28 protein-coding genes and 1 other RNA gene are annotated in these 25511 nt (G+C 35.2%); 16 read left to right on the top strand and 13 right to left on the bottom strand.

Going from position 1 to position 25511, the window contains the following annotated elements; genetic code table 11:
- Positions 1 to 7 precede the first annotated feature (7 nt).
- Entirely contained in the window at positions 8 to 436 is a 429-nt protein-coding gene (locus tag H7U22_RS08295; protein WP_187070880.1) for an Hsp20/alpha crystallin family protein, read from the bottom strand.
- Positions 437 to 511: 75 nt separating this feature from the next.
- Here H7U22_RS08295 and H7U22_RS08290 point away from each other — a divergent pair, with 75 nt between their 5' ends.
- Positions 512 to 1009, top strand: a complete 498-nt coding sequence (locus H7U22_RS08290) for an acyl-CoA thioesterase (RefSeq protein WP_187070879.1) — start codon at positions 512 to 514, stop codon at positions 1007 to 1009.
- Positions 1010 to 1139: 130 nt separating this feature from the next.
- Here the strand turns inward: H7U22_RS08290 and H7U22_RS08285 are convergent, their stop codons facing one another.
- Together H7U22_RS08285 and H7U22_RS08280 are read right to left on the bottom strand one after the other, a co-directional pair.
- Entirely contained in the window at positions 1140 to 2549 is a 1410-nt protein-coding gene (locus tag H7U22_RS08285; RefSeq protein WP_187070878.1) for an FAD-binding oxidoreductase, read from the bottom strand.
- 2 nt (positions 2550 to 2551) lie between these two features.
- Complete coding sequence (locus H7U22_RS08280) at positions 2552 to 2920, bottom strand: dihydroneopterin aldolase (RefSeq protein ID WP_187070877.1); 369 nt, start codon at positions 2918 to 2920, stop codon at positions 2552 to 2554.
- A 112-nt stretch (positions 2921 to 3032) separates the two neighbouring features.
- On the opposite strand from H7U22_RS08280, the gene H7U22_RS08275 reads away from it, so the two are divergent.
- The 4 genes from H7U22_RS08275 (at position 3033) to H7U22_RS08260 (ending at position 5595) form a co-directional block, all read left to right on the top strand.
- Positions 3033 to 4223 carry an acyl-CoA dehydrogenase family protein gene (locus tag H7U22_RS08275; protein ID WP_187070876.1) on the top strand — a complete coding sequence of 397 codons (1191 nt, stop codon included), beginning with the start codon at positions 3033 to 3035 and terminating at the stop codon, positions 4221 to 4223.
- A gap of 195 nt (positions 4224 to 4418) precedes the next feature.
- On the top strand, positions 4419 to 4814 hold the full coding sequence (locus tag H7U22_RS08270) for a GxxExxY protein (protein ID WP_187070875.1): 396 nt from the start codon (positions 4419 to 4421) through the stop codon (positions 4812 to 4814).
- 143 nt (positions 4815 to 4957) lie between these two features.
- Positions 4958 to 5335, top strand: coding sequence for an SRPBCC domain-containing protein (locus H7U22_RS08265; protein WP_187070874.1), 378 nt, complete (start codon positions 4958 to 4960; stop codon positions 5333 to 5335).
- A 47-nt stretch (positions 5336 to 5382) separates the two neighbouring features.
- The gene (locus H7U22_RS08260; protein WP_187070873.1) at positions 5383 to 5595 is read left to right on the top strand and encodes a hypothetical protein; all 213 of its coding nucleotides are present in this window, start codon (positions 5383 to 5385) and stop codon (positions 5593 to 5595) included.
- 86 nt (positions 5596 to 5681) lie between these two features.
- On the opposite strand, the gene lysA is transcribed toward H7U22_RS08260, so the two are convergent.
- Entirely contained in the window at positions 5682 to 6851 is a 1170-nt protein-coding gene (gene lysA / locus H7U22_RS08255; RefSeq protein ID WP_187070872.1) for a diaminopimelate decarboxylase, read from the bottom strand.
- A gap of 223 nt (positions 6852 to 7074) precedes the next feature.
- On the opposite strand from lysA, the gene H7U22_RS08250 reads away from it, so the two are divergent.
- The gene (locus tag H7U22_RS08250) at positions 7075 to 7239 is read left to right on the top strand and encodes a hypothetical protein (protein WP_187070871.1); all 165 of its coding nucleotides are present in this window, start codon (positions 7075 to 7077) and stop codon (positions 7237 to 7239) included.
- Here the strand turns inward: H7U22_RS08250 and H7U22_RS08245 are convergent, their stop codons facing one another.
- Genes H7U22_RS08245 through H7U22_RS08235 form a run of 3 tightly spaced genes read right to left on the bottom strand, consistent with a single transcriptional unit; the run spans position 7240 to position 9018 of the window.
- Positions 7240 to 7473 (bottom strand): type II toxin-antitoxin system HicA family toxin, encoded by a 234-nt coding sequence (locus tag H7U22_RS08245; RefSeq protein ID WP_187070870.1) that lies wholly within the window; start codon positions 7471 to 7473, stop codon positions 7240 to 7242.
- A 6-nt stretch (positions 7474 to 7479) separates the two neighbouring features.
- A complete protein-coding gene (locus H7U22_RS08240; RefSeq protein WP_187070869.1) occupies positions 7480 to 7686 on the bottom strand; it encodes a 2-oxoisovalerate dehydrogenase in 207 nt (68 codons plus the stop codon).
- Positions 7687 to 7704: 18 nt separating this feature from the next.
- Complete coding sequence (locus H7U22_RS08235; protein ID WP_187070868.1) at positions 7705 to 9018, bottom strand: aspartate kinase; 1314 nt, start codon at positions 9016 to 9018, stop codon at positions 7705 to 7707.
- Between the two features lie 281 nt (positions 9019 to 9299).
- On the opposite strand from H7U22_RS08235, the gene H7U22_RS08230 reads away from it, so the two are divergent.
- From H7U22_RS08230 to H7U22_RS08185, 10 genes are all read left to right on the top strand, one after another.
- A complete protein-coding gene (locus tag H7U22_RS08230; RefSeq protein WP_187070867.1) occupies positions 9300 to 11036 on the top strand; it encodes a phospho-sugar mutase in 1737 nt (578 codons plus the stop codon).
- Between the two features lie 247 nt (positions 11037 to 11283).
- Positions 11284 to 11655, top strand: coding sequence for a hypothetical protein (locus H7U22_RS08225; RefSeq protein WP_187070866.1), 372 nt, complete (start codon positions 11284 to 11286; stop codon positions 11653 to 11655).
- 205 nt (positions 11656 to 11860) lie between these two features.
- Positions 11861 to 12631 carry an MbnP family protein gene (locus H7U22_RS08220; protein WP_187070865.1) on the top strand — a complete coding sequence of 257 codons (771 nt, stop codon included), beginning with the start codon at positions 11861 to 11863 and terminating at the stop codon, positions 12629 to 12631.
- A gap of 1 nt (position 12632) precedes the next feature.
- Positions 12633 to 13670: a cytochrome-c peroxidase gene (locus H7U22_RS08215; protein ID WP_248284702.1), complete on the top strand. Its 1038-nt coding sequence runs from the start codon at positions 12633 to 12635 to the stop codon at positions 13668 to 13670.
- A gap of 25 nt (positions 13671 to 13695) precedes the next feature.
- The gene (locus H7U22_RS08210) at positions 13696 to 14610 is read left to right on the top strand and encodes a transporter (protein WP_187070864.1); all 915 of its coding nucleotides are present in this window, start codon (positions 13696 to 13698) and stop codon (positions 14608 to 14610) included.
- Between the two features lie 12 nt (positions 14611 to 14622).
- Positions 14623 to 15078, top strand: coding sequence for a hypothetical protein (locus tag H7U22_RS08205; protein WP_187070863.1), 456 nt, complete (start codon positions 14623 to 14625; stop codon positions 15076 to 15078).
- 241 nt (positions 15079 to 15319) lie between these two features.
- Positions 15320 to 15970 carry an SCO family protein gene (locus tag H7U22_RS08200; RefSeq protein WP_187070862.1) on the top strand — a complete coding sequence of 217 codons (651 nt, stop codon included), beginning with the start codon at positions 15320 to 15322 and terminating at the stop codon, positions 15968 to 15970.
- An 84-nt stretch (positions 15971 to 16054) separates the two neighbouring features.
- Entirely contained in the window at positions 16055 to 16477 is a 423-nt protein-coding gene (locus tag H7U22_RS08195; RefSeq protein ID WP_187070861.1) for a c-type cytochrome, read from the top strand.
- A 59-nt stretch (positions 16478 to 16536) separates the two neighbouring features.
- Positions 16537 to 16933: RNase P RNA component class A (gene rnpB / locus H7U22_RS08190), an RNA gene on the top strand.
- Between the two features lie 324 nt (positions 16934 to 17257).
- The gene (locus H7U22_RS08185) at positions 17258 to 18661 is read left to right on the top strand and encodes a sigma-54-dependent transcriptional regulator (protein WP_187070860.1); all 1404 of its coding nucleotides are present in this window, start codon (positions 17258 to 17260) and stop codon (positions 18659 to 18661) included.
- 147 nt (positions 18662 to 18808) lie between these two features.
- Here the strand turns inward: H7U22_RS08185 and H7U22_RS08180 are convergent, their stop codons facing one another.
- From H7U22_RS08180 to gatB, 6 genes are all read right to left on the bottom strand, one after another.
- Positions 18809 to 20599: a chloride channel protein gene (locus H7U22_RS08180; protein ID WP_187070859.1), complete on the bottom strand. Its 1791-nt coding sequence runs from the start codon at positions 20597 to 20599 to the stop codon at positions 18809 to 18811.
- Between the two features lie 75 nt (positions 20600 to 20674).
- Positions 20675 to 21397 (bottom strand): RluA family pseudouridine synthase, encoded by a 723-nt coding sequence (locus H7U22_RS08175; protein ID WP_187070858.1) that lies wholly within the window; start codon positions 21395 to 21397, stop codon positions 20675 to 20677.
- 132 nt (positions 21398 to 21529) lie between these two features.
- The gene (locus H7U22_RS08170) at positions 21530 to 21961 is read right to left on the bottom strand and encodes a phage tail protein (RefSeq protein ID WP_187070857.1); all 432 of its coding nucleotides are present in this window, start codon (positions 21959 to 21961) and stop codon (positions 21530 to 21532) included.
- 118 nt (positions 21962 to 22079) lie between these two features.
- On the bottom strand, positions 22080 to 22769 hold the full coding sequence (locus H7U22_RS08165; RefSeq protein ID WP_187070856.1) for a response regulator transcription factor: 690 nt from the start codon (positions 22767 to 22769) through the stop codon (positions 22080 to 22082).
- Between the two features lie 104 nt (positions 22770 to 22873).
- Entirely contained in the window at positions 22874 to 23986 is a 1113-nt protein-coding gene (locus H7U22_RS08160; protein WP_187070855.1) for a TlpA family protein disulfide reductase, read from the bottom strand.
- 27 nt (positions 23987 to 24013) lie between these two features.
- Positions 24014 to 25477 carry an Asp-tRNA(Asn)/Glu-tRNA(Gln) amidotransferase subunit GatB gene (gene gatB / locus H7U22_RS08155; RefSeq protein ID WP_187070854.1) on the bottom strand — a complete coding sequence of 488 codons (1464 nt, stop codon included), beginning with the start codon at positions 25475 to 25477 and terminating at the stop codon, positions 24014 to 24016.
- Positions 25478 to 25511: the final 34 nt, after the last annotated feature.

The raw sequence follows: 25511 nt of genomic DNA, 5'->3' as shown, positions 1-25511 counted from the left end.
TTCTTTATTACGATACTACAATTTCTTTATGTTGTAATTTAGCATCGTCTTTTTTGCTGATGCTGATATTTAAAATACCATCTTTATATTCAGCAGTAATTTTATCACCATCGGCACTATCTGGTAAATTGAATGATCTAGCAAAAGAGCTGTAATCAAACTCTTTACGAGTAAAATCGGCATCTACTTCTTCTCTTTTTACCTCAGCCCAAACTGAAAGTGTATCTTTCTTTAAATTAATTTGAAAATCTTCTTTTTTCAAACCAGGAGCTGCAATATCAATAACGTAAGCACTTTCAGTTTCGCTGATGTTAACATTTGGTGATTTATCGACCATTTTATTTTTAGTTATTGCATCGCTAAACAATGAATCAAAAACATTGTTAAAGTAGGGAGCTGTGTTACGGGTTCTGTTGTTAAATTTTACAAGTGTCATATCTATAATCCTTTATTTTTTTATTTTTAAATTGATAATACACCACATTCAACTTACATACCAATCCAAAAATTTATGATTTTTAAGACATTTTGGCAAAATAAAGTCAAATCAGTAGACAAATTGACAGATATAAGAAGTTTTTCAGACAAATTCAACTATAAAACGAATATCCATTTGCGCTTTATTGATTTTGATTTAATGGGCCATGTAAATAATTCAGTTTACTTTACCTACTTAGAAATTGCCAGAACAAAGTATTGGGAAGAAATTATTAAATGGGATTGGAAGAAAACAGGAATTGTAATTGCCCATGCAGAGCTGGACTATATTTTACCTATTGTAATGAACGATAAAATTGCTGTGCATGTAAAAACATCAAGAATTGGCAATACCAGTTTTGATCTCGATTATCAAATCGTAAAAATAAAAGGAGACGAAGAAATTATTTGTAGCAAAGGAAAAACCGTTTGTATTGCGGTAGATTATACGACAAGTAAACCAACAGCCATACCCGAGGCGGAAAAGCAAAAGATGAAAAATTTTGAGGCGATAACACCCCCAACCCCCTAAAGGGGGCTTTTGCCTTTCCATCGCTATTTCAATGGGCTACTCAAAAGATATTTAATATTTTGTGTATCTATAAATCCTTTGTTACTTGAGCTTAACTTTCCACCTCACCTGTAGTTCCCCCTTTAGGGGGCTAGGGGGTGTCAGGCATTATCTTCCCCGGATTTAAAATTCCTTTAGGATCAAAAACTTGTTTAATACCTCGCATTAGGTTTAAATGAATTTCAGAATATTTAATTGGCATAAATTCCTTTTGAACAAGACCAATTCCGTGCTCTCCAGATAGTGTTCCGCCCAAAGCAGTTGTTAATTCGAAAATTTCGGTGATGCCAAACTTGAGCTTGTTTTTCCAATCTTCATCACTCATTCCGGCTTTGATGATATTTACATGCAAATTTCCATCGCCAGCATGGCCGTAACAAACACTCTCAAAACCGTATTTGCTCCCTATTTCTTTTATCCCATTGATTAACTTCGGCAAAGCTGCACGTGGAACCACCGTATCTTCTTCTTTATAAACTGAGTTAGATTTTACAGATTCAGCCATAGTTCTACGCATTCGCCACAATTCTTCTTTTTGCTGGGCAGTATCCGCAAACAAAACTTCTGTGCAATTATGTTCTTCTAGAACGACGTTAGTTTTCTCGCAGTTCTTAAATATATCATCCAAATCATCACCATCAAACTCGATCATTAACAACGCCTTTACATCATCCTTTAAATCAAATTTGATATCATCGAATTTAATTACCCACTCCACTCCTTTCCTTTCCATAAATTCTAGTGCAGATGGAGTTACACCCGCCCTAAAAATTGCAGAAACAGCAGCGCAGGCATCTTCATTTGTACTAAAAGAACCCATCATTAAAACAGACTGAGTTGGTTTTGGCAAAAGTTTAGTTATAATTTTAGTTACAACCGCTAGTGTTCCTTCAGAACCAATCATAAGTTGCGTTAAATTGTATCCAGAAGCATATTTTAATGTATTTGCACCAGTCCAAATTACATCGCCATTAGGCAAAACAACTTCAAGATTTAAGATATATTCGCGGATTGTTCCATATTTTACAACTCGAGGTCCGCCTGAACCATGCGCCACATTTCCACCTATAAAGCAAGAGCCTTTACTACTGGGATCTACCGGATATAAAAGTCCTTTTTCCGCAACGGCATTTATAAAAACTTCTGTAATTACGCCCGGTTCTACGGTTGCTTGCAGGTTTTCAGTATCAATATTTATAATGGATTTGAATTTCTCCATCGATAAAGAAACACCTCCAAAGATTGGTAAGGCTGCTCCACTCAATCCAGTTCCACCACCACGAGGAGTTACAGGAACATTATGTTCATTACAAATTTTAAGCAATGCTGATACTTCTTCGGTAGTCGTCGGTTTTACGACTACTTCTGGCTGAAAGTGAAGATCTTCAGTTTCATCATGACTGTAGTTTTCCAAACTTTCAGAATCGGTAAAAACCTTTTCTTCGCCTATGGCATTTTTTATTTCTCGTAATATTTCTGGATTTAATTTAGTGAAATTCATTTCTAATCTGCTGATGTATAGGTTAGTTTAACAAAGGAATAGCCAATTTGACCGGGCATTGGCGGGTTTAATTTTTTAATACTTACGTTAATGGTCTCCACAAAAGGATAAAGGACAATCACTTTAGAAATAATATTATTTAAAACGGTCTCTAACAGCTTTTGAGTGTTTTTCATTTCAGATAAAATAATGGTATTTAAATCCTCATAATTAACCGTCTGACTGAGTTCATCATCGAATCCCTTAGGACTAAACTCTGTTTCCAAATCGATAACAAAATGATTTCCAATTAATTGCTCCTCGGAATAATAACCATGTAGCGCAAAACATTTAACATCTCTTAAAGCTACAGTTTGTTTTAATTGGCTCATTTATTTATTTATCTAACGCAAAATTAATTTTTCTTATCGAATATAATACCCATTGCCGTAAATTGTTACCTTTGAAATGAACGCGATTTCTAAACCAGATAATTGATTACAAATGAGCAAATCAGTAAGAAGAGACTTGTACGAAGCACCAGACTACTATTTATTAGATGAATTATTAACCGATGAACACAAATTAATTCGCGCAACCGCTAGAGAATGGGTGAAGAAAGAAGTGAGTCCGATAATTGAAGATTATGCCCAAAAGGCAGAATTTCCTAAGCATTTAATAAAAGGCTTAGCAGATATTGGTGCATTCGGTCCAACTATTCCCGTAGAATATGGTGGAGCAGGTTTGGATTATACCGCTTACGGCATCATAATGCAAGAAATAGAGCGTGGCGATTCTGGAATTCGTTCAACAGCTTCCGTTCAGGGATCATTGGTGATGTATCCTATTTACGCTTACGGTACCGAAGAACAACGAAGAAAATATTTACCAAAATTAGCTAGTGGAGAAATGATGGGCTGTTTCGGATTAACGGAACCCGATCATGGATCTAATCCCGGCGGGATGGTTACCAATATTAAAGATGCTGGAAGCCACTACATTCTAAACGGCGCAAAAATGTGGATCAGCAATGCACCTTTTGCTGATATTGCAGTGGTGTGGGCGAAAGATGAATCTGGAAAAATTAGAGGAATGGTTGTAGAACGTGGAATGGAAGGTTTTTCTACTCCCGAAACACATAACAAATGGAGTTTAAGAGCTTCTGCAACTGGGGAGTTGGTTTTTGATAATGTAAAAGTTCCTAAAGAAAATATATTTCCAGAAATACGTGGTTTAAAAGGTCCGTTGGGATGTTTAAATCAAGCTCGTTATGGTATTGCTTGGGGTGCCTTAGGTGCTGCGATGGATTGTTATGATACCGCTCTTCGTTACTCAAAAGAAAGGGTTCAATTCGGGAAACCAATTGGAGGATTTCAATTGCAGCAGAAAAAACTTGCTGAAATGGTAACGGAAATTACAAAAGGTCAGCTTTTGGTTTGGAGATTAGGAGTACTTAAAAGCGAAGGAAGAGCCTCTGCGGAACAAATCTCTATGGCAAAAAGAAATAGTGTCGAAATTGCTTTAGATATTGCTAGAAATGCCCGCCAAATGCTTGGTGGAATGGGAATTACTGGAGAATATTCGATTATGCGCCACATGATGAATCTAGAATCTGTTGTAACTTATGAAGGTACTCACGATATTCATCTATTGATTACGGGAATGGATGTGACAGGGTTAAATGCGTTTAAGTAAGGAGCAAGATTTAAGGTGATTTTAGGATTTACATGATAAGGCGCATATTAATAAGTTCAAAACAATAAAATTATAATTCAATTAATTAAAATTACAAGGTTTTTTATGTTTGGGTTTTTCTGAAACTACCATCTTGAAAATCTTTTAATCCTGTTCCCCTGTTGTTATAGTTTTCATTCCATTAATTTTAGTAAAATGGATATTGAAGATTTGACTTATCGAATAAATGGATGTGCAATGAAAGTGCACAATGTTTTGGGAAACGGATTTCAAGAAGTAATTTATCAAAGATGCTTGGCAATTGAGTTAGAAAAAGCTGGAATAAGATTTAAAAGAGAAGTTGAGCAGGAAATCTTTTACGATGGTTTAATTGTTGGGAAAAGACGTGCTGATTTTGTCGTTGAAAATATCCTTACTGTAGAACTTAAAGCTTGTATTAATTTAGAGAACAATCATTTAGCTCAAGCTAAAAATTATGTGGTAGCTTATAATTTTAATATTGGATTATTGATTAATTTTGGAGCAACAAGTCTTCAATTTAAAAAAATATACAATCCTAAAATAAACAAATATAGAGCAGGATTAAAATGATTTAAGGATTAGCATGATAATGCGTAATAAATCGTAAATAAAAATTAACTAGAACTTATATTAAAACAAAAGCCTAAGATTGGATTTTATTTTCTTGAACCGTTATCTTGAAAATCCTTAAATCCTAAAAATCATGATACAGAATGGATTATAAAAAATATACGTACATACCCGCTCCGCCCGAGGAAGTTTATTTAGCGCTTACAAAAGAAACCAGCTTAAAACTTTGGACAGGTGCCGAGGTTGAATTTGAAGAAAAACCAGATACTGAATTTTCGCTTTGGGATGGTGACATTGCTGGAAAGAATATCGAGTTCGAATTTGGTAAAAAAATAGTTCAGCAATGGTACTTTGGTGAGGAAAATGAACCTTCGATTGTTACGATTAAACTTCACGAAGATAAAAGCGGAACTTCATTAGAGTTTAGGCAAACCAATATTCCCGAAGAAGACTATAAAGATTTTACCGAGGGAATTGACGAATATTTTCTTGGTGGGCTTGTTGATTTCTTTGACGAGTAAAACATTAATCTTTTCTTACTGTTTAAATTTTAATTAACATTTAAATCATGAACAAAACTGTAGGACTCGTACTTATAATCGTTGGAATAGCCATGTTAATCTGGACAGGTTTCTCCTATACAAAAAGAGAAAAAGTTGTAGATGCTGGCCCAATACAAATATCTGCGGATAAAGAAAAATCCGTTAACTGGCCACCTTATGCCGGAGGAATAATATTAGTTGCAGGCGTAATTGTTTTCGTAACTTCTAAGAAAAAATAGCTAAAAACGTCAATTGCGAGGCAAAAAGCGATTTCATTAGCAAAAAGATTAGATTGCTTCGTGCCTCGAAATGACGATCATAATGTTTATATCTCGTTGCTATAAATAAATCTTATAGCATCTCTTAAATTATACTTAGATGCCATAACTTCTCCGTAAGCGCCAGCACTACGAATGGCGAATATGTCGCCTCTAAAAGATTCTGGCTGTTCTACTTCCTTGCCAAAACAATCTGTACTTTCGCAAATTGGTCCAACGATATCATATTTAACGATTTCTGTTTTACGATCTACGATTTTAGATTGAGTTAGATTTTCTATTTTATGATAAGCTTGATAAAGCGCAGGACGCATTAATTCTGTCATTCCAGCATCTAAAACGACAAAATTTTTCTTTTTCCCATTCTTGATGTATAAAGCTCTGGTAATTAATGATGCTGATTGACCAACTAAAGCCCTTCCCAATTCGAAATGAACTTCTTGATTCGGCTTAACTTCTAAAAATTCATTAAAAATTTTAAAGTAAGATTCGAAGTCAGGTATTTGATGATCTGGGTTATAATAATCGATACCTAAACCACCACCAACATTTAAAACCTGAATAGCAAAACCTTTATCCTCAAACCATTTAGAAAATTCATTTACGCGAACGCACAAATTTTTATAAACATCTAAATTGGTTATTTGAGAACCAATATGGAAGTGAATTCCGATAAATTTGAGATTTGGAGATGCTTTCAACATTTCGGCACATTCAGATAAATCCCAAGAATTAACCCCGAACTTGTTCTCGTCTAAGCCCGTTGTAATGTTATGGTGTGTATGTGCATCAACATTTGGATTTATGCGAATGGCTACTTGAGCAACTTTTCCCTTTTTAGCTGCAAGTTCATTCAAAACTTCCAATTCTTGAACGGACTCTACATTAAAGCAGAAAATATCTAAATCCAAAGCCTCGTTTATTTCTTTATCGGATTTACCAACTCCGGCAAAAACAATTTTCTGGTGATCAAACCCAACTTCTACAGCTCTTCTAACTTCGCCAGAACTTACGCAATCTGCACCAAAACCTATTTCTTTAATCTGATTAAGAAGAACTTGGTTAAAGTTTGCCTTTAAAGCATAGTGAATGTGAAACTGAAATGGTGCAGCTGCTTTTGCACAAGTTTGCAAGGTTTTTTGCAACAAATCGGTATCGTAGTAGTAAAAAGGGGTTTCTATATTGTTAAACTTTGATATATCTTTATCGGCGAACATGTTCAAATTCCTTATTATAATTTTAATTTTATTCTTTGGGCTAATTTATTTGGGTAATTACCTCGATTTAAAGCATGGAAGAATTACCCGCAAGCAATACAATGGAAAAATTCGATTCTTTATCGTTTTACTTCTAATTGTACTGTTTCTTTTTTTTATTCGAAAATGAAACCGTCATGATTTTAATTTTGATAATTTCATAACCTTCTAATTTTATATTCCTATGAAAATTGCAGCTGCCATATTTATCATTATTATCATTTCCGCAGGATTATTTAATTCTTACAAGAAACACAAAAATGAATTGTTACCATCAAGCTTTTTGGCTATTCATTTCCTAATCGGATTGCTGGTTATTATTGGCGCCTTTTATCTTCTATTCGAATAGCTACTTTAAAATTTCAGTTTTTGGGATTTTTAAAAAATCGCTAACATCATTAACTATTGATAATAATGTTCCTAATTTTAAAGGATTGTGGTTCGGAATGGTAACATGATGTGTTACTTCTCCAATAGTAACTGATAACCGAATGTGACTTCCTTTTTGCCTTGTAATTTCATACCCAAATTTCTTTAAAAGCTTAATTAAATCTGTGGCAGATAAATCACGAGGCGTTTTCATTAAAAGTTAAACGGTTAAAAGTTCTTCCTTAACAGAATGAATGCGGATCATTTTTGGCATTTTATCTTCATCGAAATGACAAAGTACAGCTTCTTTAATATTGACTTTTAAATCATCCATATTTTCGGCTTCTGTAAAAATTGATTCGCCTAGAGCTTTGGCAACATAACCGCCCTCTAAACTTTCCTCCACTAAAAAAAACACCTCATTCATAATGCTAATTTAAGCTATTTATTCGAATAATCTATTGTGCAGACTTCGCAAAGCCTCAGTTTTATATTCACTTAAAATCAGTAGAGAAACATTATAATTACTTCCTCCATAAGAAATCATACGAATTGGAATGTGTTTTAATCCCTCTAAAACCCGACTCGCAAAACCATGTTTTTCTGACCCGAAATCGCCAACTACACAAACAATACTGTGATCTGTATCTACTTCAACGGTTCCAAAACTTTCTAGCTCTTCGATAATTTTTGGCAAATGAGCCGTTTCATCAATTGTTAAAGACACAGCAACTTCCGAAGTTGTAATCATATCAATTGGCGTTTTGTAGCGTTCAAAAACCTCAAATACCCGACGTAAGAAACCATAAGCCAAAAGCATTCTACTCGATTGAATCCGGATTGCGGTAATTCCATCTTTCGCAGCAATCGATTTTATCTTACCTTTTTCGCTATCATGCGTAATTAAAGTCCCAGCAGCGCTTGGCTCCATTGTATTTAACAAACGAACAGGAATTTTATACTTCTGCGCAGGAAAAACTGACTGTGGGTGTAAAATCTTTGCTCCAAAATAAGCCAACTCAGCTGCTTCATCAAATGATAGTTGAGCAATTGGCTTAGTTCCTTTTACAATCCGTGGGTCATTATTGTGCATTCCGTCAATATCCGTCCATATTTGAACTTCTTCGGCCATAATTGCAGCACCCAGTAAAGAGGCTGTATAATCACTTCCGCCACGGCGTAAATTATCGACTTCGCCAAAACTATTGCGACAAATAAATCCTTGGGTAATAAAAAGTTTATTGCCTTTATGCTCTGCCAAAATTGGCATTAAATGTTTTGTCGTAAATGGAATATCCGGTTCGTTATCCTCATCCGTTTTCATAAAATCTAAAGCAGGGAGCAAAACAGATTCTACACCAATAGATTTTAAGTAAATATGATAAAGAGTTGTAGATAATAATTCACCCTGAGCCAAAACAACTTTTTCTTCAATCGTTGTAAAAATATCATTGGTTAAAACCGCTAAAAAGCTGAAATGATAATCAATAACTTCATTTCCCATTTCCTGAAAATCAGAAGCAGGCAAAAGTTCAACAACAAAGTCCTTATATTTTTGATATAGATTTTCAATCGCAACGCTCCCCTTCTTCTTATCTCCAGCTAAAAAATAATTTGAAATTTCTACCAAGCTATTTGTTGTACCAGACACTGCTGATAAAACGACAATCTGCTCTTCATTTGGATTAATGATATCCAACAACTTCGTCATACGCTCGGGACTACCGACTGAAGTACCCCCAAATTTTAATATTTTCATTTAGTTCTTTATTGGTTTTTATTGGCAATGAAGTTCGAAAGGATTCCCTCTAGAACAATTATATTTTTTTATCAAAGAAAAAATTATAATAGCTTCATTTTATACTGGAATATGTAATTTTCTTTATTATTGTATCGGGGCGTGAAATTAAACAAAACCATGTTAAAAGCAACACCCTCAACAAAATAAAATTTGGATGAAGTTAAATTAAATCGATTTCAACCAAACATCAGTACGTTAAATTTGTTCAACACCAGATATTAAATTAAAAATAAAGCTCAATGCAAGCAATTGATCAATCAACTCAAGCCACAATTAATCAGTGGTTAAATGGAAACTACGATAAAAATACGAAGGCAGAAATTAAAGCCCTTGTAGATAAAGATGCAACTACAGAACTAACCGATGCTTTTTACAAGAGCCTAGAGTTTGGAACTGGGGGGTTGCGTGGCATAATGGGCGCTGGCTCTAACCGTGTAAACAAATATACAATTGGAACAGCTACACAAGGTTTAGCAAACTATTTGAACAATAAATATCCAGGTGAAAAAATTAGCGTGGCCATTGCTCATGACAGCAGAAACAATTCTGATTTCTTTGCAAAAACGACTGCAGATGTATTCTCGGCAAATGGAATTCATGTTTATTTCTTTTCGGCATTAAGACCAACTCCAGAGCTTTCTTTCGCAGTGCGCCATTTTGGTTGTAAAAGTGGTGTAATGCTAACAGCATCCCATAACCCAAAAGAATACAACGGTTACAAGGCTTATGGTGCAGATGGCGGTCAATTTACTTCTCCTGATGATAAATTGGTTATCGACGAGGTAAATAAAATAACAAGCATTGATGAGGTAAAATTTGATCGCGTTGAGGAAAATATTGAGTTAATTGGTGAAGATGTAGATAAGCTTTATCTAGACGGAATTACTGCGCTTTCACTTTCTCCTAATGCAATTAAAAGACAGCATGATTTAAAAATTGTGTACTCTCCTATCCATGGAACTGGAATTACATTGGTTCCTAAAGCTTTGGAGCAATTCGGTTTTACCAATGTTACTTTAGTTGAAGAACAAAGCACGCCTGATGGAAATTTTCCAACGGTAGTTTATCCAAATCCGGAAGAAAAAGAGGCGTTAACCTTGGCTATGAATAAGGCTAAAGAAATTGATGCTGATTTAGTTTTGGCAACAGATCCTGATGCTGACCGGGTAGGTATTGCAGTTAAAGATAACGATGGCGAATGGGTTTTGCTTAATGGTAATCAAACAGGGAGTTTATTAATCAATTATATTTTAACGGCTTGGCAAGAGAATGGAAAACTGACAGGCAATGAATTTGTTGTTTCAACCATTGTAACCACGAGCTTAATTAAAGCCATTTGCGATGCTAAAAACGTAGAATATTTCAATACGCTTACAGGCTTCAAATGGATCGGTCAGATTATTACACAACTTCAAGGTAAAAAAACATTTATTGCAGGAGGTGAAGAAAGTTATGGTTACTTAATCGGTGATTTAGTTCGCGATAAGGATGCGGTAGTTTCTGCTGCATTTATTGCTGAAATGACAGCTTACTATAAAGATAAGGGCAATAGTTTATACGATGCTTTATTAGATACATACGTTGAATACGGGTTATATAAAGAAGACTTAGTTTCGCTTACTAAAAAGGGGAAAACTGGAGCGGAAGAGATTAAAGCAATGATGGAAAAATTCAGAAATAATCCACCTGCATCATTAGGAGGCTCTAAAGTTGCTGTTTTGAAAGATTATGAGTTGAGTAAAGAAACAGATTTAACAACAGGTACGGTAACCAAATTGGATTATCCAGCTTCTGATGTTTTACAGTTTATTACGGAAGATGGAAGCATAGTTTCTGCTCGCCCAAGTGGTACTGAACCTAAAATTAAATTCTACTGTAGCGTTAATGCCCCTTTAGCAGATCGTAAAGATTTCAAAGCTGTTAACGAAAAATTAGGAGATAAAATTAAGGCAGTAATGGCTGATTTGCAGGCTTAGCAGAAGATTAAATAATTTATTAATCCAGATGCACAAAATTGCATCTGGATTTTTTGTATCCGTCAGTTGAAACTGACGGCAACGAAAAGCATTTTGCCCAATATTTCTATTGGCAATTGAAAGATTCGGCATTAGAATTTCTATTATGCCTTGTATTCATTGCCGTTGATTTCAATCAACGGTTTTAAAAAATGGCTTTATTTTCTTTGTCACTCCCAATTTCTTTAATACTTTTGCACTTCAATAAATGTTCAAAAGAATCCTAATATATTTCTTAATTAGTTGTACCATTTCTAATGGCGCAATGCAGTTGGTGGCTTATACTGGTTACCAAATGAATAAGGAATATATTACGAGTGTATTCTGTATTAATAAAGCACATCCAGAACTACATTGTGATGGTCAATGTTTCCTGGCTCGTAAATTGAAAGATTTAGAGAGCAAAAACAAACAGGCACAAGAGAACATTAAAAGAGTTGCAGAGGCTGAACCTAAATTTCAGACCATTGCAATCAATCAAAACATCCCCTACTTCATTATCAAATCAGAAAATGGTTATCTAGAAAAACCAGTTAAAGATCTTTCTGCTTCAATTTTTCATCCACCGAAAACGGTTTAAGTAATTTTTATTAAGTTTTTTATAGGATACTCTGCAATTACAAGATTTTGGCTATTTGTCATTCTGAGCACAGCGAAGAATCTTACACCTAAAAAAACACCTTTTTGTTACTGATAAGCTGATCATTTCCAACTATGTCTTGGAGATTCTTCATTACATTCAGAATAACATCAAATTAATTTTTATTCAATTCAATTTTCAAAAGATGAAATTATCACAATACTTATTGGCATTTTTATGCCCTATCATATTCTTAACATCATGCAAAAAAAACGATGATGAAATTACTGCCGATACAAAATCGACCTTTACAATGGAGTTCGAAAACCAAGTAAATGGCAATCCATTAGTTTTAAATACAAATACTTACAAAAATGCTAAAGGAGAAGATTTTAAAATAAACATCTTCAAGTACTATGTGAGCAATATCAAACTGAGCAAAGCAGATGGAACTGTATTCTTAATTCCAGAAAGTTATTTTTTAATAGATGCTTCAAAATCAGATTCTGAAGAAATAACGCTAAAAGATATTCCAACGGGAGATTATACCAAAGTTGAATATACAATTGGTGTAGATTATGCCCGTAATTTTGCTGGTGCTCAAACTGAAGCTCTAGACCCTACAAACGGCATGTTTTGGACTTGGAACAGCGGATATATCTTTGTAAAATTTGAAGGAACTTCGCCACAATCTACAGCAACAAACAATGCGCTCACATTTCATATTGGGGGTGTTTTGGATCCAAACAACACCATTAGAACTTTCTCAACGGATATAAATGTTGCAAATCCATTAAGAATAAGAACAGATAAAAAACCTGATATGCACTTTATTGTAAATGCAGGTGCATTATTTACTGGAAAAACGGACATTAGTTTTTCGACTTTGAACTTTACCATGGGAGGCGCCAATTCTGTAATCGTAGCGAACAACTATGCTAATGGTTTATTCCGTTTAGATCATATCCACAACTAAAATGTTGAGGAAATTAATTGTCTTTGCAATGCTTTTTTTAAGCATTGCATTGATGTATGCTTGCAGTAAGAATGAAGATAAGATTGTCCCCGAAGAATTGAAAATTACTTTCTCGGTTCCATCTAATTTTCCATCGCCAGCGTACAACTTCGAGGATAATAAATTAACTAATGCAGGTTTTACTTTAGGCAAGAAGCTATTTTATGAGGCTCGTTTATCTGCTGATAAAAGTGTTTCTTGCGGAAGCTGTCATCAGCAGTTCGCAGGTTTTACGCAACTCGATCATCGCGTTAGTCATGGCGTAAACAATTGCCAGGGAAAGAGAAATACGCCACCCCTTTTTAACTTAGCTTGGCAAAAGGCATTTTTTTGGGATGGTGGAGTAAAAAACATCGAAACTTCCCCATTAAATGCCATTACCGATGCCTGCGAAATGGGAACGGATATTGAAACGATTGTTGCCTTTTTAAAAAATACGGCACCATATCCAAATCTTTTTAATGAAGCTTTCGGATCATCAGAAATTAACACCCAGCGAGTACTCAAGTCCATTACTCAATTCACAGCGGTATTGGTTTCTGGCAATTCTAAATATGATAAAGTGATGCGCAAAGAAAGCGGAGCAACTTTTTCATCTGTTGAGCTGGCTGGCTACAACCTATTCAAAGAAAAGTGCAGTTCTTGCCATACAGAACCATTTTTTACAGATTTTTCTTATCGAAATAATGGGTTGGATCTAGTAAGTGCAGATGAAGGCAGATCGCATATAACCGGAGTAAGTACCGATTTTGGGAAGTTTCGGGTTCCAACACTACGCAACATCGAATATACAAGTCCTTATATGCACGATGGCCGTTTTTACAGTTTAGATGAAGTTTTGGAACATTACAATTCAAGTGTTAAAGCTGCTCCAAATCTAGATGTTCGACTAAAAAACGGAATTAAATTAAATGATGCAGAGCGTGAACAAATTAAAGCATTTTTAAAAACACTAACAGACAATGAGTTTATCAAAAATACATTATACAGTGAAGCGTAAGCTGATAATTTTAGTTTTCGTATTTATGAGTACGCAAGCGTTAGCCTGCGACATTTGTGGTTGCTTTATGGGCATAACCCCATATCTAAACAGAAACAGCATCAGTTTACTTTATAGATATCGATCTTTTAATGGTTATAATGGCCAGCCTCATTCATTATTTCCAAACGGAGGAAGCTTCTTTATTCCAGCAAAAAGCCAAAATTCGCCCATTACAAATCATAATGAAAATCCAGAAGATTACGAGCTTTACAGATCGTTAGAAATCCGTGGTAAGTATTTTATAACCAGCCGACTGGAAGTCAACGCTATCCTTCCGTATGTTTCTAACAGCGAGCGATATAATGGATATACATCATCAATTTCTGGGGTTGGAGATGTAAATTTTTACGCAGGATATCATCTAGTTCAGAAAGGGGAAAGCAATTTTAAGCAACAACTTATTGCCGGCGCTGGAATTAAATTGCCTACTGGAAAAAATGATTTTAAAAACAATGAGGGCATTCGCTATTCTTCGTTAATGCAAGCAGGAACAGGAAGTACCGATGGATTTGTTTATCTAAACTACTTAGTTGGACTTGGGAAGTTCGGTGCTAGCCTTAATACTTCTTACAAAGTAAACGGAAAAAACAGCGAAGAGGAAGGTATTGCAAACAGTACAACTAGTTTTTTAAATATTTTCTACACGCAGAGAATTGGTAAAGAAGTGCAAGTTATGCCATCTGCACAGTTTTTCTATGAATATTCTGGCGGAGAGAAATACAAGGGTGTAAAAACTGGCGAGCATGTTATGAATAATTTAATGGGAGGCCTGGGTGCAGATGTTTTTTATAAGAACATTGCACTAAATGCAGGAATCCAAAAAAACATTTGGGAGGGTGAAACCGACCACCCAATGAGTGCAGGAAAGGTTTACTTCGGGATTACTTACAATTTTTAAAATTAAATAGAGATGAAAAAAATTATAACATTAGCATTCTGCTCAATCGTTTTTCTTTTTAGCGCATGCAAAACAGAACCTGATTCGAAAGCTGTAAAAAAAGAAGTGCTCAATATCCACGACAAATTAATGATGGATGGAGAAAAAGTAGTAAAGAATAAAATGAAGTTGGATTCAGTTTTGAAATCTGATCAGATAAAATCTACAGAAGATTCTTTGAAAGTAGCTGATTTAATTAACAGGCTTAACAAAGCTGATGAAGATATGATGGATTGGATGCACTTCTTTAAAGATGATTTTAAAGGCAAAAATGAACAGGAAGATTTAGATTATTATAAATCGCAAATGGTAAAAGTTAGATTGGTTGAAGATGGTTACATCAAGGTTACTAGAGCTTCAGATTCAGTTTTGAAAGTTTATAAAGTTACTCCGGGGGGAAAAATGGAGATGGGGCATCATAAGCATTAAAGCCTCTCCCAATTAAAGTTTATGGTTTGGCTAATTTGCAGTCGCCCTCTCCAGAAGAGAGGGTTTTGGTGGGCAGTATTTTAAACCCTCTGCTTCCAAACCACTGAATCTTTGTTTCCATCTCTCCTGATAGCTAGCGGGATGGAGAGGGACTTGCAGAAAAACAAAAATTACTGCAAACTTTCACAGTGTGAGGCTTTAACAAAACAGAGGTTGTATATTTACATTTTAATAAAACATCATGAATAAAATTATTTCTTCGATAGCAATCTGTTTGCTATTCATTACCATACTTTCATCTTGTCAGCAAGATAAAAAACTTCCGTTTTACGGCGAGCGCCATGCAGAAACAGTTAAAGATGCAAATGGTGCTGAAAAAATAGATACGATCTATCAAACCATTCCAAACTGGTCTTTTTTAAACCAAGACAGCGTTGTTACCACCAATAAAGCAACCGATGGTAAGGTTTATATTGCTGATTTTTTCTTCACTTCTTGTACTACAATTTGCCCAACTATGCACCGCAATTTAATAACGGTTTATAACGAATTTAAAACAAACCCTAATGTGATGTTTGTATCGCATACCATCGATTTTAAATACGATAGACCGTATGTTTTAAAAAAATATGCTCAAAAATTAGGTGTTGATGGTCCCAAGTGGCAATTTCTTTACGGTAGTAAGGACAGCGTTTATACTTTGGCCGAGAAAAATTATTTAGTTGCGGTTGGCGAAGATAGTACGGCTAAAGATGGTTATATCCACCAAGGTTATCTGGTTCTAATTGATAAAGACAGAAGAATTCGTGGTGCTTACGATGGTACTAAAGAAGACCAAGTAGAACAACTGAAAAAGGATATTCCAGTTTTATTGGCTGAATATAAAAAGTAGTTTTTCACCAAAATTATAATGCTTTGACAACTTTAATAGCACGTTAGCCATTAAAGTTGTCAAAACTAATCTAATAAGAAATCCATGCGCAAATACATCATTAATTCTATATTTCTGTGTTCAATAGTTGCCATAATTGTTTCCTGTCAAAACCAAGAAACAATCGATCTTCAAAATTACATGTCGAACGGTAAAGATATTTACATAGCTAAATGTCAAAACTGCCATGGCTTAAATGGAGAAGGATTAGGCCAGTTAGCTCCACCCCTAACAGATTCAGTATTTTTGAAGGCGAACAAAAATCGTTTAGCCTGTATTATCAAAAACGGCGCAAATGAATCACTTATAATTCATGGCAAAGAATATAAAGAAAAAATGCCCGCATTTCCAGAACTAACTGATATCGATGTAGCACAGGTAATGGTTTATGCTACCAATTCATTTGGAAATAATCAAGGTTTTGTTCCCTATAAAAAAGTTTCACTACAACTGCAAAACTGTAAATAGCTGTAAAAATCTTTGGGTTTTTGATGGCTTTTTAGTTAAAAACAAGCATCTTTGCGCAAAATGCAGGTTGTTCTATCGCTGTTTCGAGTAAAATCGAGAGAGAGGAAAGTCCGGGCAACGCAGGGCATCTCGCTTTCTAACGGAAAGGGATTCAAGAATGAAAACTTGAATTACGGCTTAGTGCAACAGAAAATATACCGCTCTGATTTGATCTGAGTAAGGGTGAAAACGTGCGGTAAGAGCGCACGAGCATTATAGGCGACTGTAAGTGTTTGTAAACCCCGAGAGTTGAAAGACCAAATAGGCTAACGTCCCGATAGCTATCGGGATAAAGGGCTGCCCGTCCGATGTTAGTGGGTAGGTCGTTAGAGATAAACGGCAACGTTTATAGTGGATTAATGATAGAAATCTCGAGTAATCGAGAAACAGAACCCGGCTTATAGACCTGCATTTTTTTTTATTTTTCAGAAAAGCAAAAACAATTATTCTTAGGCTGGTTCAGTCCTGCCGTACGCTTTATCTTTTGTTTTCAGCTTTGACAACTTTCTTTCCTCAGCATTATAAAGTTGTCAAAGCTTTACAAAAGTATATCGCTCCCGTCAGGTTTACAAAATTAAAATCAGTAGCTCTGCACCCAATATCCAACCCTAAGTGCTATTTCATATCTCTTAAAACCTTTTACAATATTTACCGTTTATAGCGTAAATCATTGTATAAAAAACTATACATTAATTAAAAAATAATATATTCGCATCTAGAATAGAATAATAAAAATCCCGAATGGCTAAACTACTAATAATTGATGATGAGCGGGCGATAAGAAGTACCTTACGCGAAATTCTTGAGTATGAAAATTACGATGTAGAAGATATTGATAATGGCATTGATGGCCTCGAAATGATTAAGAAAGGCAATTTCGACCTTGTGCTTTGTGATATCAAGATGAATAAGATGGATGGCATGGAAGTGCTCGAACAAGCTCAAGTTATCAAACCAGATTTGCCTTTCATCATGATTTCTGGTCACGGAACAGTTGAAACCGCAATCGAAGCCAGCAAAAAAGGAGCTTTTGATTTCATTTCAAAACCACCAGATTTAAATCGTCTTTTAATTACGGTTCGCAATGGTTTAGATCGTGGTAATTTAGTTACTGAAACGAAGGTTTTAAAGCGTAAAGCAAGTAAAACCCGCGAAATTCTTGGTGCTTCGGATAGCATATCTAAAATTAAAGAAACGATTGAGCGTGTTGCCCCTACTGAGGCCCGTGTTTTAATAACGGGTGCAAACGGTAGTGGTAAAGAATTGGTAGCCCGTTGGCTACACGAAAAATCTAATCGTGCAGATAGTCCATTAATTGAGGTAAACTGCGCTGCAATTCCTTCAGAATTAATTGAAAGCGAGCTTTTTGGCCATGAAAAAGGTTCATTTACTTCAGCAGTAAAACAACGCATTGGTAAATTTGAATTGGCCAACGGAGGAACATTATTTCTCGATGAGATTGGCGACATGAGTCTTTCAGCTCAGGCAAAAGTTCTTCGTGCTTTACAAGAACATAAAATAACCCGTGTTGGTGGCGAAAAAGAAATAGAAGTTAACGTTCGTGTTTTAGCGGCAACAAATAAAGATTTATTAAAAGAAATTGAAGATGGTAATTTCCGTATGGATTTGTACCACCGATTAAATGTAATCAATATCCACGTTCCGCATTTAACAGAGCGGATTGACGATATTCCCGTAATTGCTCAAAATTTTCTTGAACGCATTTGCGATGATTATGGAATGCCAATAAAGAAGATTAATGATAGTGGAATGGCTGCATTACAAGCCTTACCGTGGACAGGTAACGTTCGTGAACTGCACAATATGATTGAGCGTTTAATTATTTTGAGTGATAAAGTAATCACAGAAAATGATGTTCGTGCCTTTGCAAATCCTGGTGGTGGAACAAATATTGGAGCTGCAACAAGTGCTCAAATCGCAGGCGCAGCAGGTTCTAACTTAGCTTCAAGCTTTGATAGTTTTAATAATTTCCAAGATTATAAAGATCACGCAGAACGAGAATTTATTAAGTTTAAACTCGAAAAAAACAACTGGAATGTTTCAAAAACTGCTGATGAGATTGACATACAAAGAAGTCATTTATACAGTAAAATTGAGAAATTTGGTTTAAAGAGATCGGAGTAAATAAGATTCAAAGTTTAAAAGAAAAAGGAATATTGAGCGTACTCGATATTCCTTTTTTTGTCGTTAAGCATCTTGTCACCTTGAGCTTGTAGCAACGCCATTTGTTAAAGGTTCTTCGAAAAGCTTAGAATGGAAGTGTTGAAATGGTTACCCCATATAATCATTTTGCCTCATCAATAAAGCTCTGTATTTATTAAAGATAGCTGTTTTAGATACAAAACCAATGTATCGATTGGCTTCATCTACCACAGGTAGTATCCACACATTATCTTGCTCCATTTTCTGCAAAACGGATTTTAAGTCGTCGTTTTCCTTAATCAATTCTGGTGCAGATTGAAGCAGATGAGAAGCTGTGATAGAATCTTTGTCCTTATTATTAATCATTTCGTTGAAGAGTTCCTCGACATAAATAATTCCTTTAAAATCGCCAAACTCATCTGTAACAGCACAGATGTTTTTATGCGATTGCAAAATTTCATTCATCTTTACAGATAATAAATCTTGCATATTTAACTGCGGATAATTTTTCTCAATCAGATATTTTAATTTCATCTGGTTTAAAACTGTTGTGTCTTTATCTTCATGTGATAAAAGCTCTCCTTTATCAGCAAGCGCTTTGGTATAAATAGAATGTTTTTGAGAGCTGCGGTTAACGGCATACGAAATTGCAGTTGTAATCATCAACGGAACCATCAAAATATATCCGCCAGTAATTTCTGCAATTAAAAAAATACCCGTTAAAGGCGCATGCATAATCGCACCCAAAGCAGCGGCCATACCTGCAACTATAAAATTAGAAACACTTAATTCTGCTATGCCCGTAAGATTTATCACGTAGGCAAAAATGAAACCAATTAAACCGCCCATAATTAAACTTGGGGCAAACGTTCCTCCATTACCGCCAGCACCCAAAGTAACCAATGTGGCAATTGATTTCATAAAAATGGTTACAACCGTAAATAGAATAACCAATGCAGGAATATTATTATATTCTGAAAAAATACTGTTGTTAATTACTGCTAAATAATCGCCTTTTAGTAAACTTTTTATGGTAATATATCCTTCCCCATAAAGCGTCGGGAATAAAAAAACCATCGCTCCAAGAATTAAACCACCGATAACAACTTTAGTATATGGACTTTTAACTTTGTAAAAAAAACCTTTAACTGCGTAATTAGCTTTTGTAAAGTAGATGGAAAACAAACCAATTAACAGCGCTAGAATAACGTAGTAGAATAGTGCATTTACTTTCCAACCTTCGGTTACAAGAAAGAACAGTTGCTGTGTGTAAAATAACCTGGCTACAACAGCTGCGGTGGCTGCGGAAAGTAATAGCGGAATAAATGCTGGGATCGTAAATTCTGGTAATAAGATTTCGATAGCAAAAACAATCCCTGCAACTGGGCTATTAAACGCTCCGGCTATTCCTGCTGCTGCACCACAGGCAACCAGCATGGTGATCTCTCTATAAGATAAACCCAAAAAACGACCGAGGTTAGATCCAATTGCTGATCCACTGGTTACAATTGGGGCTTCCAAACCCGTTGATCCACCAAAACCTACGGTAATAGCAGCTGTTATAATCTGCGAATAAATATTATGGGGTTCTACCCTGCTTGATTTTTTTGAAATTGCATAAAGCAACGGTGTTAAACCAGTTTCAAATTTACTTTTCCTAATAAAATATTTAATGTAAAGGACAGTAAGAAAAATCCCAATCATCGGAAAAATGAAGTACAAATAATATTTATACTTCCAGTGCCAATCTGATTGTAAAAATTCTTCTATGTGATGTGTTAAGCTTTTTAAAGCTGCAGCTGCTAAACCAGCCAGTACACCAACAATTATGGCGAGGATAACTAGGAAATTACGGTTTGATATTTTAGATTTTCTGTATTGGTTAACGGTATCAAGGTAATTTACAAAACGGATATACATTCTATTGGAGTTTAATAGAGAGCGAATGTTCCAAATGTAACAAAACTGATTTAGTGAGCCAATTTTATTGTTTAGTTAAGCATCAAATTTATCCAGCAACTTAATTAAGGTCGCAAAATCTTTTGGATAAGGTGCATCAATTACGATATCCTGATCGTTTAAACCTTTAAAAACCAAATGCCTGGCGTGTAATGCAAACCGTTTCATAATCGGCTGCTCTTCTTCGCCTTTGGTTAATTTATACCCACGTTTAATGGAGGATAAGAAAACTTCCTTACCACGATACATTTCATCACCAACAATTGCGGCTCTTTGAGTGGCCAAGTGGATGCGGATTTGGTGCATTCTACCAGTAATTGGCTTACACTCTACCAAAGTATAATGCTTGTAATATTTTAAGGAATCAAAAATGGTTTCGGCTCTTTTTCCTTCTGCTCTATCTATAGTTACGTTTTTATTGCCGTCATTTAAAATAGGTAAATCAATTAGCAACTTATCGAAAATTACATGGCCATCTACAACAGCATGATAGGTTTTGTCTACTTCTCGTCTTTCAAATTGCATAGATGCATGGCGATAAGCCTCAGGATTTTTGGCGATAATTAAAGCCCCAGAAGTTTCCTTATCTAACCTATGACAAACCTGCGCATCATCGCTATATTGTTTAGCTAGTCGCAATACATTGGTTTCTCCCGAACCTCCACGCTCATCAAGAGAGGCTAAGAATGGCGGTTTGTTAATAACAATAAAATCGTTGTCTTCGAAAAGAATAAGGTCTTTAAAATTTGGGTACTTCAAACTGTGCAAGTATTAATGAGGCGCAAAAATACGATTTTATTTAATTGGTTTAGAAATTAACCATAGATAAAAGGTTAACGGTTTATTAGAAATTGGATTAGCTATTACAGAAAATCCAATTCAGATATGATGTTATTGAGCGATTACCGTTAAGCCCTCATGGGTTAATTCGAGTGTTTCAAGGGCAATTTCACTATCATTCGAAATTAAAATAGGGCCAATGTACTTAACAGGAAATGCGCTTTTTACCTGCCATGTAAAAATAGGACTATGGCTTTCATCCAATAAATTAATGGTTAAATCTCGTCGTTCAATATTGCCAACAGATTTGGTATTTATCCAATTGAAAAAATCATTATCTCCTTTAATAATTCCGCGTTTAAGGGTGATGTTTGAAAATTTACGAATCCCTGGAATTTTTCTTCCACTATCAGCAGCGCTTGAGCCATCTCTAACAGAAACTGCTTCAATTTCAATATCTAGTCCAGACACCTCTGCAAAACCTATTCTGCTTCCACCCCAATCTACTGAGAAATGATAACGATTTATTGAATTTCCTGCCATAATTTATTTATTTAATTATCTGGAATACAATATAATAACTAATATCAAGAAAACAAAAAAGCCACATACTTTCTGAATGATCAGTGAGTACATGGCTTAATATATTTTTTAAATAGCTTTAAGAAAGTTCAAACTTATATCCAACTCCTTTAACGGTCGATACATAAGTTTCGCCTAATTTTTCACGAAGTTTACGGATGTGAACATCAATCGTTCTATTGGTTACAACTACAGAATCTTCCCAAATATTCTTAAGGATGGACTCTCGTGTATAAACTTTACCGGGCTTTGAAGCCAAAAGATAAAGCAACTCAAATTCTTTCTTTGCTAAAACAACTTTGTTCCCGCTTTGAAAAACTAAATAAGCTTCTCTATCAATTACTAAATCACCTATTTCTAATTTATTTTCTGATATTTCTTCTGTGCCAGAATTCCGTCGTAAAATCGCATTGATTCTACTAACCAAAGCACGAGGTTTAATTGGCTTTGCGATGTAATCATCAGCACCAACATTAAAACCTGCAATTTCTGAATACTCCTCGCTCCTGGCAGTCAAGAAAACCATAAAGGTGTTTTTGAATTCTGGAATGGCTCTCATTAAGCGACAAGCTTCTATCCCATCCATTTTAGGCATCATGATATCTAAAATAATCAAATCAGGATGAACCTTTTTTGCAACAGTAATACCTTCTTGTCCGTTTGAGGCTAAGAAAACCTGATATCCTTCTTTCTTTAAATTGTATTCAATCAATTCCAGAATATCTGGTTCATCATCAACAATTAATATTTTCTGACCGGGATTGTTCATAAATTAAATATTTGTTACGAAAGTAGTGTCTATGATGCAATATACAGTTAAGCCTAAGTTAAGAAATTGTTAACGACTTAAATTACTTTAACATTGAGTTTCTTTTAACGTAACGTTTTCGCTAAAAAAGCATCCAGTTCTTCGCCACGAAGGTTTTTGGCTGCAATTTTTCCAGTTGGGTCAATTAAGAAAGATGTTGGTATTGCCTGAACTTGGTATTTTCTAACGGTACCACCATTAAAATCCTTGAGCTCACTCACATGAGTCCATGCAAGACCATCAGCTTTTACTGCTCCCAACCACGCTGCCTTGTCTGTATCTAAAGAAATTCCCAAAATATCGAAGTTTCTATCTTTATATTTATTGTAAACTTTAACCACATTTGGATTTTCCTGGCGACAAGGCTGGCACCAAGATGCCCAGAAATCAAGCAGTACATATTTACCTTTATAGTCTGATAAATTTACCGCTTTTCCTTCTGCAGTGTTAATTGTGAATGCTGGTGCAGGTTGGCCAACTTGAACCGCTTTTAACATCGCCATCTGTTTAACAAATGTATCTACAGTAGCATTTCCTTTAATTTCTTCCTTAATCTCATCACTAAATTTAACCAATTCTGCTTCATACTCTTGCGGACTTAAAGTATTCATCGCATAGAAACTCGCTAGTGTTCCCTTATTATCAGCTGCAAACTTTAAAATTGAAGCATTTAGTTGTTTAATGTAAGATTCGTATTGAGGCTTTAGTTGCTCCAAAATGGCGCTTCTGTCTTGAGGTTGTTTAGCTACTTTGGCTTCAAGCTCTGCTTGTAACCTTTCTGCTTGTTTGGCGAAGTTATTTCTAATTCCGTTTAGCTCCGATAATTTATCAACCTCATGTGCTCCAGAAATTTTATAGGCCAATGTTTTATCGGCTAAATCTGCTTCTAATTTAATTTCATCCCCGTTTTGGGCGATAAGCATAAATTCATGGTTGCCTACAGAAACTCGAAAGAAATCTACAGATGGCGTTTTACGAATAAATTTAAACTCTCCTTTTTCAGAAAGATTTGTAGAATCTATCGCAATCATTGTACTACCCTGCATTCCAAATAAAAATACTTTCTTTTCTGTACCTGGGTTTTGAAATGTCCCATCTATTACAAAGCTATCTTTGGGTTTACACGCAACAAACGCAACTGCGATGAGCATGATTAGGCTTAATTGTTTTAATTTCATTATGGTATTTTTACGGATATGGTGTTTCTATTTTAGTTTTTCGAGGATTAATTCATTTAATTTTTTAGCATCTGCTTTGCCTTTTGCCAACTTCATAACATCGCCAACAAACAAACCTAAAACGCCCTTTTTGCCTTTCTTGTATGCATCTACTTGTTGAGGATATTTACTTAATACTTCATCAATAAATCCACCCAATTCATCTCCGTTTTCGGAAATCAAAAGGTTTAAGGATTGTGCTAAACTCACAACATTGGAGTTTTCATTTTCTTCAACAGCTGGCAACAATTGCTGAATGGCAATTTGCTGGGTAATCTTTTTATCATCAACCAAATTTACGGCTTCGGCCAATTGTTCCGCTTTAACTTTATAGTTGGCTATAGAAATTCCTCGGTCATTCAACATTGCTCTAATTGGCCCAATTAACCAATTTATTAAGCTTTTTTTATTTTTTACGGTTGATAAGGCTTGATTAAAGTAACTTAACAGATCAATATCCTCGGCAAAAAGTGCAGCATCAGCTTTGCTTATTCCAAACTCAGAAATCATCTGTTTAGAAATTTCATTTGGTAAAGCGGGCATTGCAGATTTAATCTCAGCCAACCAATCATCAGAAATTACTACGGGTTGCAAATCTGGATCCGCAAAATAGCGATAATCATTTGCCTCTTCTTTAGTTCGCATTGGCGATGTTGTTCCTTTATCAGCATCAAAGTTTAAGGTACTCTGAATAATTTTTCCGCCATTAGAAATTACCTCAACTTGACGGCCGAATTCAAAATCCATTGCTCTACGTACGTTACGCATAGAGTTTAGGTTTTTTACTTCGCAACGGGTTCCATATTCCGTTGCACCATATTCGCGAATAGAAATATTTGCATCGCAACGCAAACTTCCCTCCTCCATGTTGCCATCACTCACATTTAAATGGCGAACCAACTTTCTAATTTCACTTAGCAAAGCCGAAGCCTCTTCAGCACTACGAATATCTGGTTCGGTAACAATTTCGATTAAAGGAACACCGGCACGATTTAAATCAACCAAAGAATAATTTTCATCCTGATCATGAATACTTTTTCCTGCATCTTCTTCTAAGTGGATTCTGTTAATTCCGATTTTCTTTGTCGAACCATCCGAAAGCTCAACTTCCAAAAAACCATTAACACAAATGGGTTGGCTATCTTGGGTAATTTGATAACCTTTAGGCAAATCTGCATAGAAATAATTCTTTCTGTCGAAATGGTTGGTTTGATTTATTGTACAATTTAAAGCCAAGCCAATTCTAATTGCTTTTGCTATAACTTCTTTATTCAGTTTAGGCAAAGCACCAGGCAATGCTAATGATACTGTAGAAATGTTTTGATTAGGCAAAGCTCCGAAAGAAGCACTATCAGCAGAAAATATTTTGGTATTGGTATTTAACTGAACGTGAATTTCTAGTCCTGAAACGAGTTCGTAGTTAGTTTGTGGGCTTGTTTCTTGTAAAGACATTTATTTTTTATTAACCACAGATGAACACAGATAA

Origin of the sequence: Pedobacter fastidiosus (assembly GCF_014306625.1) — a bacterium.
GTDB classification, from domain to species: Bacteria; Bacteroidota; Bacteroidia; order Sphingobacteriales; family Sphingobacteriaceae; genus Pedobacter; species Pedobacter fastidiosus.
The sequence above is the reverse complement of the archived record's forward strand: the minus strand, read 5'-3'. Positions and strand labels throughout refer to the sequence as shown.

Coding starts and splice junctions, on each gene's coding strand:
- H7U22_RS08210 (WP_187070864.1), top strand. CDS start 13,696: ATGAGTACGCAAGCGTTAGCCTGCGACATTTGTGGTTGCTTTATGGGC.
- H7U22_RS08245 (WP_187070870.1), bottom strand. CDS start 7,473: ATGAAAACGCCTCGTGATTTATCTGCCACAGATTTAATTAAGCTTTTA.
- lysA (WP_187070872.1), bottom strand. CDS start 6,851: ATGTTCGCCGATAAAGATATATCAAAGTTTAACAATATAGAAACCCCT.
- H7U22_RS08215 (WP_248284702.1), top strand. CDS start 12,633: ATGTTGAGGAAATTAATTGTCTTTGCAATGCTTTTTTTAAGCATTGCA.
- H7U22_RS08265 (WP_187070874.1), top strand. CDS start 4,958: ATGGATTATAAAAAATATACGTACATACCCGCTCCGCCCGAGGAAGTT.
- H7U22_RS08280 (WP_187070877.1), bottom strand. CDS start 2,920: ATGAGCCAATTAAAACAAACTGTAGCTTTAAGAGATGTTAAATGTTTT.
- H7U22_RS08200 (WP_187070862.1), top strand. CDS start 15,320: ATGAATAAAATTATTTCTTCGATAGCAATCTGTTTGCTATTCATTACC.
- H7U22_RS08205 (WP_187070863.1), top strand. CDS start 14,623: ATGAAAAAAATTATAACATTAGCATTCTGCTCAATCGTTTTTCTTTTT.
- H7U22_RS08195 (WP_187070861.1), top strand. CDS start 16,055: ATGCGCAAATACATCATTAATTCTATATTTCTGTGTTCAATAGTTGCC.
- H7U22_RS08230 (WP_187070867.1), top strand. CDS start 9,300: ATGCAAGCAATTGATCAATCAACTCAAGCCACAATTAATCAGTGGTTA.
- H7U22_RS08160 (WP_187070855.1), bottom strand. CDS start 23,986: ATGAAATTAAAACAATTAAGCCTAATCATGCTCATCGCAGTTGCGTTT.
- H7U22_RS08180 (WP_187070859.1), bottom strand. CDS start 20,599: ATGTATATCCGTTTTGTAAATTACCTTGATACCGTTAACCAATACAGA.
- H7U22_RS08250 (WP_187070871.1), top strand. CDS start 7,075: ATGAAAATTGCAGCTGCCATATTTATCATTATTATCATTTCCGCAGGA.
- H7U22_RS08285 (WP_187070878.1), bottom strand. CDS start 2,549: ATGAATTTCACTAAATTAAATCCAGAAATATTACGAGAAATAAAAAAT.
- H7U22_RS08170 (WP_187070857.1), bottom strand. CDS start 21,961: ATGGCAGGAAATTCAATAAATCGTTATCATTTCTCAGTAGATTGGGGT.
- H7U22_RS08270 (WP_187070875.1), top strand. CDS start 4,419: ATGGATATTGAAGATTTGACTTATCGAATAAATGGATGTGCAATGAAA.
- H7U22_RS08235 (WP_187070868.1), bottom strand. CDS start 9,018: ATGAAAATATTAAAATTTGGGGGTACTTCAGTCGGTAGTCCCGAGCGT.
- H7U22_RS08185 (WP_187070860.1), top strand. CDS start 17,258: ATGGCTAAACTACTAATAATTGATGATGAGCGGGCGATAAGAAGTACC.
- H7U22_RS08295 (WP_187070880.1), bottom strand. CDS start 436: ATGACACTTGTAAAATTTAACAACAGAACCCGTAACACAGCTCCCTAC.
- H7U22_RS08225 (WP_187070866.1), top strand. CDS start 11,284: ATGTTCAAAAGAATCCTAATATATTTCTTAATTAGTTGTACCATTTCT.
- H7U22_RS08220 (WP_187070865.1), top strand. CDS start 11,861: ATGAAATTATCACAATACTTATTGGCATTTTTATGCCCTATCATATTC.
- gatB (WP_187070854.1), bottom strand. CDS start 25,477: ATGTCTTTACAAGAAACAAGCCCACAAACTAACTACGAACTCGTTTCA.
- H7U22_RS08240 (WP_187070869.1), bottom strand. CDS start 7,686: ATGAATGAGGTGTTTTTTTTAGTGGAGGAAAGTTTAGAGGGCGGTTAT.
- H7U22_RS08165 (WP_187070856.1), bottom strand. CDS start 22,769: ATGAACAATCCCGGTCAGAAAATATTAATTGTTGATGATGAACCAGAT.
- H7U22_RS08260 (WP_187070873.1), top strand. CDS start 5,383: ATGAACAAAACTGTAGGACTCGTACTTATAATCGTTGGAATAGCCATG.
- H7U22_RS08275 (WP_187070876.1), top strand. CDS start 3,033: ATGAGCAAATCAGTAAGAAGAGACTTGTACGAAGCACCAGACTACTAT.
- H7U22_RS08290 (WP_187070879.1), top strand. CDS start 512: ATGATTTTTAAGACATTTTGGCAAAATAAAGTCAAATCAGTAGACAAA.